This window comes from Clostridium sartagoforme (assembly GCF_004794105.1).
In the GTDB taxonomy this organism is placed as follows: domain Bacteria; phylum Bacillota; class Clostridia; order Clostridiales; family Clostridiaceae; genus Clostridium; species Clostridium sartagoforme_B.
This window is the reverse complement of the sequence record NZ_SRYR01000001.1, coordinates 869,735-881,946: the sequence shown is the minus strand read 5'-3', so window position 1 is coordinate 881,946 and position 12,212 is coordinate 869,735. Positions and strand designations below refer to the sequence as shown.

Here is a 12,212-nt window from a genome sequence, read left to right as displayed (position 1 = left end):
AATCACCCCCGGTTAAATTTTTATCTTATCTCATCATAAAGGGTAGAAAGCTTCTTTGCCATATTGCTATCTAATATAGCTAATATTTTCACTTCTTCTCTTCCAATGGAATTTCCTAGTTCTTCTTTTGAAAAATCTTCTATTACTTTTATATTCTTTGCTAAACAATGCTTTTTAAACTTCTTTTTTGTACTTTCTGACGCATCATTAGATATTATAAATAAAAATATTGATTTTTTATTTCTGGCTTCATCACATTTGCTATAACCTTCAATTATATTACCTGATCTTTTAGCTAAACCTAAAAAATTAAAAAACTTATCCATTGTTTATTTCTTCCCTTAATTTGTTATATACTTCTTCACTAATTTGAGTATCTAAATTTCTAGATAATCTTTTAGCTTTAAAAGCTTTTTCTAGACACTCTTCATTTTTACAAACATAAGCGCCTCTTCCTGACTTTTTGCCAGTTAGATCTACTGAAACCTCTCCATCAGGACTCTTAACTACACGTATAAGTTCCTTTTTGGGTTTCATTTCCATACATCCTGTACACATTCTTAAAGGAATTTTCTTTACTTTCATAAAAAAGCCTCCTTATTCAATAACTATATCTTCTTCGATTTCTTTTTCTTCTGTCTTTAATGCATCTGCTTGAGATTTACTCTTAATGTCAATTTTCCAGTTAGTAAGCTTAGCTGCAAGTCTAACATTTTGACCTTCTTTTCCTATTGCTAAAGATAATTGATTATCTTCAACAACTACTTTAGCAGATTTACTTTCTTCACACACCTCAACTTCTAATACCTTAGCTGGACTTAATGATGCAGCTATAAATTCTTCTGGATTTTTGCTCCATTTAATAATATCGATTTTTTCACCTTTTAATTCATTTACGATATTTTGAACTCTAGCTCCCTTTGGTCCAACACATGCACCCATTGGATCAACATTTTCATCATTAGAATGAACTGCAATCTTACTTCTTGAACCAGCTTCTCTTGAAATGCTCTTAATTTCAACAACACCTTCATATATTTCAGGCACTTCCAACTCAAAAAGTCTCTTAACTAAACCAGGATGTGTTCTAGATACTAAGATTTGTGCTCCTTTTGAACCATTCTTAACTTCAACTACATATAATTTAATTCTTTCATTAAATTTATAGTCTTCTCCTGGAATTTGCTCATTTGGTCCAATAGATGTTTCTATTCTTCCTAAGTTAACAAAGACATTTCCCTTGTCTTTTCTTAATACAGTTCCAGTAATAATATCATATTCTAATTCTTTATATTCTGAATAAACTATATTTCTTTCTGCTTCTCTTATTCTTTGAGTAACAACACCCTTTGCAAGTTGAGCTGCAACTCTACCAAAATTCTTTGGAGTCACCTCTAAATCTACTATATCATCTAAATCATATCTTGGGCTAATTTCCTTAGCTTCTTCTATAGAGATTTCTGTAACATTATCATACACATCTTCTACAACTACCTTTTGAGCATATACATGTATTTCACCTGATTCTCTATTGATACTAACTTTTACATTTTGTGCTGATGTAGTTGGACTAGCATAATTTTTCTTATATGCTGCAACTAATGCATCCTCAATTGTAGTAAAAATTAAATCTTCGCTAATCCCCTTATCTTTAACAATTTCTTTAAGAGCACCTATAAACTCTTGGTTCATTATTATATCCTCCTTATTAAATTTCCCCTTCTAAATTGGCTGATTTTATTTTATCTTTAGGGATAGTAATTAAACTTTCTGCTTCAACAACTATTGAATCTTCCTTAACTTCCCTTAATATACCTTTTACATTCTTTTTTCCTTCAAAAGATTTTGTAAATCTTATAAGTACTTCTTTTCCAATTTGCATTACATAGTGAGCTTCAGTATATAAGCCCCTATTTAGACCTGGTGATGATACCTCAAGATAATAAGCAACTGGAATTGGATCTTCTTCATCCATTATATCACTTACTCTTCTTGATACCTTTTCGCAATCAGTTAAGCTTATACCACCATCTTTATCAATATATATTCTTAAATAATATTCTCCATTTTCTTTTACATATTCAATATGGTATAACTCATATTGAAGTTCCTCAGCTACAGGTCTTACTAATTGATAAATTTTTTCTATTAATGAATCAACTTTCATATTAACCTCCTTTTTCATATTCAATTTTTTGTGATTAGACTTAGCTATACCATTTAAATAAACTCTCTACATAATCTTTAGTTGTTAACTAAAGTTAATAAGTTCATTTAAGTTTAATAACAACTTTAAAAGCATATAAAGTGTATTTCTATAAGCTTTATAAATAATAACATTACTTAAATTCTATGTATTTTATAGATAATTAATTGTTTAATATTTAATAAAACTTATATCTCTATAAAAAAAGCAACTAATTTGTAGTTGCAATTAAATAGAAAGAGCGGGCAATATAATCTCCCACTCCATTTCTTAGCTATTAGTAAATCACTTCTTTATTATCCTAACATAATTTCGTAATTAAAACAAGAGGGGAGGAGTAAATTCTTACATTCTATTATTACTCTCCCCTTTCTTATGAATTTTATTCCACTAAAATAAAGATAATTGATTAGTTTCAGACATACCTTCAAGGCATCCATGATTACTTAAAGTTTCAATAACTGTTTTAGATACCTTAGACCTAATTCTTAAATCTTCCTTTGAAATAAACTCTCCTTGTTTTCTAGCTTCAACTATACTTTTCGCAGCATTATCACCTACTCCTTGAAGGGCACTAATTGGAGGTCTAATTCCATCCTCTTCAATAGTAAATTTCGTTGCCTCTGAAATATATAAATCAACTCTTTTAAACTTAAGACCTCTAGCATATAGTTCATAAGCTAATTCAAGAACTGTAATTAACCCTTTATCTTTTGCTGTAGCCTTATTACCAAGTTCATATAATTCATTTAACTTTGCATTAATTGCACCTTGACCTTTACATATAAGATCAGCATCAAAGTCATCTGCTCTTACTGAAAAGTATGTAGCATAGTATGCTTCAGGATAATATACCTTAAAGTATGCAATTCTAACTGCCATCATTACATAAGCAACAGCATGACCTTTAGGGAACATGTATTTAATTCTCTTACAAGACTCTATATACCAGTCAGGAACATTGTTTTCCCTCATAGTTTTTTCAAACTCTTCTGTAAGCCCCTTACCCTTTCTTACGCTTTCCATTATAGTAAATGCCATTTTAGGTGGAACTCCTGCATACATTAAATAAACCATAATATCATCTCTAGTTGCAATACATTCTCTTAGGGTAGTATATCCTTCTTTTATAAAGTACTGAGCATTATTAAGCCATACATCAGTACCATGGGATAGACCAGATATTCTTACTAAATCAGCAAAGCTTTCTGGCTGTGTATCAACAAGCATACCTCTAACAAACTTTGTACCAAACTCTGGTAATCCATAACTACCTACTTCACATCCAAGTTCTTCCTTAGTAACTCCTAAAGCTTCAGGAGATGTAAATAAAGATATAACCTTTTTATCATTTAAAGGAATTGTCTTTGGATCTACACCTGTTAAATCTTGAAGCATTCTAATCATGGTAGGATCGTCGTGTCCCAGTATATCTAATTTTAATAATCTACCTGAAATAGAGTGATAATCAAAATGGGTAGTAGTTACATCTGAAGTTGCATCATCTGCTGGTCTTTGTATTGGAGTAAAGTTATATATTTCATTATCACTAGGTACAACCATTATACCTCCTGGATGCTGACCAGTAGTTCTTTTTATTCCAGTACAACCAATAGTTAATCTTTCTATTTCAGCATTAGATGCCCTAATACCTCTTTCATCTAAGTATTTTCTAACATATCCATAAGCAGTTTTTTCCGCAACAGTACCTATTGTACCGGCCTTAAATACATAGCCTTTACCAAATAATACTTCAGTATATTTATGAATTTCCCCCTGGTTATCCCCAGAGAAGTTAAGGTCTATATCAGGCTCTTTATCCCCTTCAAATCCTAGGAAGGTTTCAAAAGGTATATCATGACCATCTTTAATATATTCAGCACCACAATCTGGGCATTTTTTATCTTCTAAGTCAGCTCCTGAACTTACAGAACCATCTAAGAAAAACTCAGACTTTTTGCAATTTGGACATACATAATGAGGTGGAAGTCCATTAACCTCAGTGATATTTGACATTGTTGCTACAAAAGAGGAACCAACAGATCCTCTAGATCCAACTAGATATCCATCTGCTATAGATTTTGCAACTAACTTTTGAGCAATTAGATAAAGAACTGCATAACCATTATTAATAATAGAGTTTAATTCCTTATCAAGTCTTTTTTGAACTACTTCAGGTAATGGATCACCATATATTGAGTGAACCTTATTCATAGTCATTTCTCTTATTTCATCGTCAGCTCCTTCAATCTTAGGAGGATATGTCTCATCTGGAATAGGCTTTAAAACTTCTATGGCATCTGCTATTAAGTTTGGATTTTGAATTACTACTTCCCTTGAAACCTCATTACCTAGGTATGCAAAATCCTTAAGCATTTCTTCTGTAGTCTTCAAATAAAGAGGTGGTTGTTTATCAGAATCTGAAAATCCTTTTCCCGCCATTATTATTCTTCTAAAAGCCTCATCTTGTGGTTCTAAGAAGTGAACATCACCAGTTGCAACAACAAGCTTATTTAGCTCTTTTCCAAGTTTATATATTTTCTTATTTAAAGATTGTAACTCTTCAATGCCACGTACATTACCTTTATCTATTAAATATTCATTATTTTCTATTGGTTGAATTTCTAAATAATCATAGAACTTCATTATTTCTTTAAGCTCTTCATCATTTCTTCCATCTAATACAGCTCTATAAACTTCTCCTGCTTCGCAAGCAGATCCAATTATTAGATTTTCCCTAACTTCCATAAGCTTACTTTTTCTAATTCTCGGGTTCTTAAAGAAGTTATCTAAGTGAGCTTCAGATACTAGCTTATATAAAGTTTTCATCCCTTCCTGATTTTTTGCAAATATAATAATATGGAAGGTCTTTTCTTTCTTTATATCCATTTTTTCTAGATATTCTGCATTTAACTCTCTTATATTATTAATATTTAATTCTTCAACCATCTTCTTTATAAAAATTAAAAATATATCTACTGTAGCCTTTGCATCATCAACAGCTCTATGGTGATTTTCAAGGGAAACACCTAAATGCTTAGCAACAAGATTTAATTTTACTCTTTTAAGCTCAGGATATAAGAATCTAGCTAAAGGAACAGTATCTATTATAGTAGAATTAAATTCAAGGCCTAGATCTCTACAATTTTTCTTAATAAATCCTGTATCAAAAGCAGCATTATGAGCTACTACTGCAGAACCATTTATAAATTCCATAAACTTAGGTAATACATCCTCAATAGGATCTGCATCTCTAACCATCTCATCTGTAATTCCAGTAAGTTCAGTTATTTTATAAGGAATCCTACATTTAGGATAAACAAATTCACTAAAAGTATCTATTATTTCTCTATTTTTAATTTTAACTGCTCCAATTTCAATAATTTTATCATTAATAGCAGAAAAACCGGTAGTTTCTATATCGAAGATTATAAATTCATCATCAAAGGTTTCATTTTTATCATTTAATGCTATAGGGATACCATCATTAACTAAATACCCTTCAACTCCATAAAGAACTTTGATCTTATTCTTTTTTGCAGCAATCTGCGCATCTGGAAAGGCTTGAACTACACCATGATCTGTTACTGCAATAGCTTTATGGCCCCATTTAGCAGCTCTTTCTACAAGCTTAGTTACTGAAGTAACACCATCCATAGCACTCATTGTAGTATGACAATGAAGCTCAACTCTCTTTTCTTCTGCCCCATCCATTCTTTCTATCTTTTTCATCCTTAAGATATCTCTACCCATAATTACTACTTCTCTAGCATAAGTATCATAAACAGCCTCGCCTTTTACCTTACAGTATAAACCTGGCTTTACAGCTTCTAATACTTCCTCTGTTTCTTGAGGTTTTAAGAAACATTTTACTGTTATTGAGCTAGTATAATCAGTAATAAAGAATGTTAATATAATTTTTCCAGTCTTAGTTTCTACAATTTCCTTCTTAAATACTTCCCCTAATATTGCAACTACGCCTGTAGTTTCATCAATTTCCTTAATAGGAGTTGCTTCTATACTAATATTTCTACCTAAGATGCTATTTTCACTTTTAGCTTCTCTTTTAAATTCACGCTTTTCATAAGGTTTATTTTGTTTAGATTGTTTATCTGATTTTTTCTCTTCAGATTTTTCATTTGAAGACATAACTTCACTTTTAATATTTCTACCACTAAATATTTCTTTTAATACTTCTTTTTCCTTTTGAAGCTTTTCTTCATTACTATCTCCCTTTTCTAAACTTTCATCATATTTAAAGATAACATTACTTTTAATATCAAAAATATTTCTTATATTGGAAGATATTATACTTGGAACATCTTTAGTTCTTAGATGTTCATTCAATTTTTCATATCCACTTGAAATGACTATATTACTACCCTCTACCCTTTTTACTCCATTTACTAAGATAGGCTTAGATAAAGGCACAGTTTTAATAATATCTCCTACTATTTCAAGCCAATGATTTTCAACAGCTTCTTTTAAAGAAAGAGTAGATATATCCCTAAAAAAGAGTATTTCTATATCAATATCTACATTAATTATTTTTTTAATAGCCTTTTTAACCTTTTCTTCTTCAACTTCATTAAGACTATCCTTACCTCTTAAAACTACTTTAAGAATATTACTTTTCTTTAAAAATTGAAATTTTATAATATTTATTTCTTTATCTTCTAACTCTTCATCCTTATTAATTTCCTTCTTAATAAGTTTTAAAACAGCTTCACTCAACAAAAACACCACCTTTAACTGGATATTTAGTGGACAAAATTATATTAAACGAAAGAATTGACAATGTAAAACTTTCTTAAGGAATACCTTAAGTTTAATTATCCATTGCCAATTATTAAAATTACATATTTTCTATTTCTTTCATTAGTTCTTCAACTAATTCTGCTTCTTTAACCTTTTTATATATAACACCTTTTTTAAATATTAGACCTTCACCGTTTCCTCCAGCTATCCCAATATCGGCTTCTCTTGCTTCTCCAGGGCCATTTACTGCACAGCCCATTACAGCAACTTTTAGGTTCTTATTTATGCTTTCAAGCCTTTTTTCAACTTCTTCAGCTATTTTAATTAAATTTATTTGTGTTCTACCACAAGTAGGACATGATATAAATTGCAATCCACTTTTTCTAAGTTTTAAAGCCTTTAAAATTTCTTTTGCAACTTTAATTTCTTCAATAGGATCACTAGTTAATGATACTCTTACAGTATCACCTATACCTTCTGCTAAAAGAGTCCCAAGACCTATACTTGACTTTATAGTTCCTCTAAAAGGAGTTCCAGATTCAGTAACACCTAAATGAAGTGGATAATCACAGCTTTTACTCATTAATCTATATGCATCTATCATCATAGCAACATCAGAAGATTTAATAGATACTACTATATCATAAAACTCTAATTCTTCTAATATTTTTACGTGTCTTAACGCTGATTCAACTAAGCCCTTAGCAGTTGGCTTACCATCTCTTTCTAATATATCTTTTTCTAAAGAACCAGAGTTTACTCCAATTCTTATTGGTAAATTTTTAGCCTTAGCTGCTTCTGCTACTATTCTTACCTTATCAACTTTACCAATGTTTCCTGGATTAATTCTTAAAGCAGAAACTCCATTTTCAATAGCAGCTAATGCTAATTTATAATCAAAATGTATATCTGCAACTACAGGAATTGGTGATTTTTCACATATTCCCTTTAAAGCTTCTGCTGCCTTCATATCAGGAACAGCACATCTTATTATTTCGCATCCTGCATTATATAATGTATTAATTTGAGCTAGTGTAGCTTCAACATCTCTAGTATCAGTATTAGTCATTGATTGAATTGAAACTGGTGCATCTCCACCAACATAGCAAGTTCCAACCTTGACTTTTCTTGTTTTTCTTCTTTCCATATTATTTTCCTCTCCTAAAACTGTATTGGGAATAATATATCCTTTATAGTTACTAAAATCATAAGTCCAAATAAAAGCATAAGTCCAACATAATTCATTGCACCAACTACTTTTTCTGGTACCTTTCTTCTTGTAATTAACTCTATTAATAATATAACTGTCCAACCACCATCTAAGGCTGGGAATGGTAACATATTAAATACAGCTAAATTTATGCTTATAAATGCAATAAAGTTCATAAGATTCCATACACCATTTTTGGCAGCTTCACTTGACATTCTTATAATAGATACAGGTCCCCCTACATCAGTTTTAAAATTAACCTTACCTGTAATCATCATTTTAAGTCCTTTGTAAGTTTGACTTACAGCTGAAGCTGTCTGATTAAAACTTTGTTTAAAACTTTGAAGTATTCCAGGATTTTTTACCCTTTCAAATCCAAAGCCAATCATATATTGTTCTACCCCATTTTCTTCAACTAACTTAGAAGTTATTACAACTTCTTTTTTCTCCCCATTTCTTTCTATTAAGAAATTAATAGGTTCGTCCTTAGCTAAGTTAATACCTATAGATAAATCATCTGATGAAAAAACTCTGCTACCATTAACTTTTAAGAATTTATCTCCTTCTTGAAGTCCAGCAGCAGCTGCTGGCATATTATCTATTAAACTAGCTACCTTAGGCAAACTATATCCAAATTTATTTAAAATTACTGTAAAGATTAAAATAGCAAATAAAAAGTTCATTGTTGCACCAGCAATAATAACGCTAATACGTCTTAATGGAGACTTAGATGAAAAACTTTTATCATCACTACTTTCCTCTTCCTCCCCTAACATTTTAACATATCCTCCAATAGGAAACAAACCTATTGAATATTTAGTTTCTTTTCCATTTATAGAGACAATCTTAGGACCCATCCCTATAGCAAACTCCTCAACCCTTATCCCATTAACTTTTGCCATTATAAAGTGACCAAGCTCATGAACTATAATAAGTAAACTAAATCCTAATAGCGCATAAATTATATACAATATACCTTCCTCCTAATTCAACTTTTGCCTTATATATTTTCTAACCTCTGAATCTAATCTTATTACATTTTCAATAGTTACTTCCTTGGTTTTTTCTTCTTTAAATACTTCTAAAGCTTCTTCAATTAATTCAGCTATATCTAAGAACTTTATTTTTTTCTCTAAAAGTAAGGCAACAGCTTCTTCATTAGCTGCATTTAAAATACAAGGTGAAAGCATACCTTCTTTTCCAACCTTATAAGCAAGTTTTAAACATTTAAAGGTGTCTAAATCAGGTTTCTCAAAAGTTAAACTTCCAAGTTCATAAAAGTTTAAACTATCACACACAGCATCTTTTCTTACCTTTTTGTTAATTGCATATTGTATAGGTAATTTCATATCAGTAGTACCTAGTTGTGCTATTACACTTGCATCATTATACTCAACCATTGAGTGTATTATACTTTGAGGATGAACTACTACTTGAATATTATCATAAGGACAATTAAATAAGAAATGTGCCTCTATTACTTCTAATCCTTTATTCATTAAGGTAGCTGAATCTATAGAAATTTTTTGGCCCATATTCCATTTAGGATGTTTTAAGGCATCCTCAACTGTAACCTTTTTTAAGAAGTCTATATCCTTCCCCCTAAATGGTCCACCTGATGCAGTTAGTATAATTTTCTTAACATCTTTTTCATTATACCCATTTAAAGCTTGAAATATTGCACTATGTTCTGAATCAACAGGTAAAATATCTACACCCATTTCCTTAGCTTTTTTCATTACAAGCTCACCAGCTACTACTAATGTTTCTTTATTAGCTAAAGCAATATCCTTCCCTGCTTCTATAGCTTTAATAGTTGGTCTTAGGCCTATCATACCTACAACAGAAGTTACAACCATGTCTATTTCTTCTAATGATGCTATAGCTTCTAGTCCTTCTATCCCTTTATATACAACTATATCTATACTATTTTCTATACAAAATCTTTCTACAGACTTAGCACTTTCTTCATCCATCATAGCAACATATTTAGGTTTAAATTCTTTGATTATCTCTATTATTTTGTTTACAGATGAATTAGCACTAATACCTATTAAATTTATTTCCCCATTTGACTTTCTAATTACATCTAAGGTTTGTGTACCTATTGATCCTGTTGCTCCTAAAATTGAAATATTCTTCATCTTTACCTCCTAGCTTAACTGCTATAAATTACATCTTTTGCTATTATACTATAAATTGGACCTGCAATTATTCCAATTAATCCAAACATATTAACCCCTATATAGATAGATAATATTACTACTAAAGGATGAATTTCAAGTCTACTACTTAAAAATTTTGCTTCTAGTATTTCTCTTATAATCTTTTCTAAACAGTATAATAAAACTAATCCAAATACTAATAAATATCTCTTCATTACAATATTGTATATTATTATCGGTATAAAAACAATTGTTGTTCCTACAAAAGGAAGTATATCTAAAATTGCACTAATAGAACCAAGAAATAGACTATTATCTATTTGAAGCACTCTAAATCCTAGGGTTACAATGATTCCACTTAGTAATATTAACCTAACTTCTATCTTAAATACTTCTTTTAAATTTAATAATTTCTTAAAAAATCCCTTAGTAAATTCTTTTGGAAATAGCTTCATAAAAAAATTAATTATTTCATTTTTATCTACTAGTATAAAATAACTAATAATATTCGCTAAAAAGTATGATACTATTCCATCTCCTGTTAATATTGCTCCTTGCATTATAAATTTACTATCAAAAAAACCACTTAAGCTTCTTATTATTTTATCTATATCTAAATTTAGAAATGATTTTATACTATTAAATATCTCTAAAAAATCTTGGATATTATGGTTGTAAATCATATAAATAAAATTTATAATTCTATTACCAAAATAAAAGATTATTATAAATAATATACCGTTAAATATAAATATACTTAATACTGCTGATATTCTTCTAGAAATATTCATCTTATTAAAAACTCTACATATAGGTTGAGTTAGTAATGTAAAAATAATTATAATAAAAAATGGTTTAAAATATTTATTAATAAGTATAGCAATTGCTGAAACAATAATAAATAAAATCACTAAATTTATTACCTTACTATATGTATTATATAATTTCATTTTCCTACTCCTTATTGTTTTATGTTAGATTATATTATCTTTTTTATTATTAAATACCTGATAAGGAGTGAAAATAAAAAAAGCAGGGCTTATCCCTACTTTAATTAGTTTACATATATTAAATTCTTACTATAAATGTTAAATAATAAAATACAACTGCAGAATTAAATAATATAGAATCAAATCTATCTAAAATTCCACCATGTCCAGGTATTAAGTTACTATAATCTTTAATACCAACATATCTTTTTATAGAAGAAGCTACTAAATCTCCAAATTGGCCCATTATTCCGCAAAGAGCTCCTATTAAAAAGAAATGAATTACCTCTACATGTGGTACATAGGATGAAACTATTATTCCATATATTCCACATCCTATAGTACTACCTAAAAATCCTCCTACAGCTCCTGCTATAGTTTTCTTAGGACTAACTTTTGGACAAAGTTTCTTTTTGCCAAGGTATTTTCCAGAATAATATGCTGTTGTATCACATATCCAAGACCCTAAGAATATTAACCATATTAAATATTGTCCGCCTTCTTTATTACTTATAAGAGGCATAAATCCAAATAATATCCCTACATATAAAAATCCTAAAAGAGTAATAGCGGCATCAATAAATGTATATTTTAAGTTTATTATTGGAATCATTAATAATGCTATAGCTGCTAAAACAACTATATACATTAAATATTCAAAGTTATTATTTGTAGCATAAAAAGCTGCAATAAGTATATACCCAACTATAGGTATTGGATTAAATTTCTTTTCTCTTAAGGCATTATAAAATTCATATAAACCTAAAACTGATAGAACAATAGCAAAACCTTTTAGCCATATTCCTCCTAAAAATATAAAGAGAATAAAAGGTGCTATAATTGCTGCTCCAATATATCTATTATTTAATTTCATTTCTTCACCT

General features: G+C 29.5%; 10 protein-coding genes. All 10 read right to left on the bottom strand.

The annotated features are described in order from the left end of the window. Nucleotides 1–20: 20 nt before the first annotated feature. The 10 genes from E5347_RS03960 to E5347_RS03915 all read right to left on the bottom strand — a co-directional run bounded on the left by E5347_RS03960 (nt 21) and on the right by E5347_RS03915 (nt 12,202). The gene (locus E5347_RS03960) at nt 21–326 is read right to left on the bottom strand and encodes a ribosomal L7Ae/L30e/S12e/Gadd45 family protein (protein ID WP_136004891.1); all 306 of its coding nucleotides are present in this window, start codon (nt 324–326) and stop codon (nt 21–23) included. Further along, nucleotides 319–585, bottom strand: a complete 267-nt coding sequence (gene rnpM, locus E5347_RS03955; RefSeq protein WP_136004888.1) for an RNase P modulator RnpM — start codon at nt 583–585, stop codon at nt 319–321. The genes E5347_RS03960 and rnpM overlap by 8 nt, the downstream gene beginning before the upstream one ends. Before the next feature lie 12 nt (nt 586–597). Next, complete coding sequence (nusA, locus tag E5347_RS03950) at nt 598–1,692, bottom strand: transcription termination factor NusA (protein WP_136004887.1); 1,095 nt, start codon at nt 1,690–1,692, stop codon at nt 598–600. Between the two features lie 16 nt (nt 1,693–1,708). Continuing rightward, nucleotides 1,709–2,167 (bottom strand): ribosome maturation factor RimP, encoded by a 459-nt coding sequence (gene rimP / locus E5347_RS03945; RefSeq protein ID WP_136004885.1) that lies wholly within the window; start codon nt 2,165–2,167, stop codon nt 1,709–1,711. Nucleotides 2,168–2,596: 429 nt separating this feature from the next. Continuing rightward, a complete protein-coding gene (locus E5347_RS03940) occupies nt 2,597–6,940 on the bottom strand; it encodes a PolC-type DNA polymerase III (protein WP_136004883.1) in 4,344 nt (1,447 codons plus the stop codon). A gap of 121 nt (nt 6,941–7,061) precedes the next feature. Further along, nucleotides 7,062–8,111 (bottom strand): flavodoxin-dependent (E)-4-hydroxy-3-methylbut-2-enyl-diphosphate synthase, encoded by a 1,050-nt coding sequence (gene ispG, locus E5347_RS03935; protein ID WP_136004881.1) that lies wholly within the window; start codon nt 8,109–8,111, stop codon nt 7,062–7,064. Nucleotides 8,112–8,125: 14 nt separating this feature from the next. After that, complete coding sequence (rseP, locus tag E5347_RS03930; RefSeq protein ID WP_136004879.1) at nt 8,126–9,145, bottom strand: RIP metalloprotease RseP; 1,020 nt, start codon at nt 9,143–9,145, stop codon at nt 8,126–8,128. Nucleotides 9,146–9,157: 12 nt separating this feature from the next. Continuing rightward, nucleotides 9,158–10,318 (bottom strand): 1-deoxy-D-xylulose-5-phosphate reductoisomerase, encoded by a 1,161-nt coding sequence (gene dxr, locus E5347_RS03925; protein WP_136004877.1) that lies wholly within the window; start codon nt 10,316–10,318, stop codon nt 9,158–9,160. A 14-nt stretch (nt 10,319–10,332) separates the two neighbouring features. After that, nucleotides 10,333–11,289 carry an AI-2E family transporter gene (locus E5347_RS03920; protein ID WP_136004876.1) on the bottom strand — a complete coding sequence of 319 codons (957 nt, stop codon included), beginning with the start codon at nt 11,287–11,289 and terminating at the stop codon, nt 10,333–10,335. A 118-nt stretch (nt 11,290–11,407) separates the two neighbouring features. Next, on the bottom strand, nt 11,408–12,202 hold the full coding sequence (locus tag E5347_RS03915; RefSeq protein ID WP_136004874.1) for a phosphatidate cytidylyltransferase: 795 nt from the start codon (nt 12,200–12,202) through the stop codon (nt 11,408–11,410). Between the last annotated feature and the right edge of the window lie 10 nt (nt 12,203–12,212).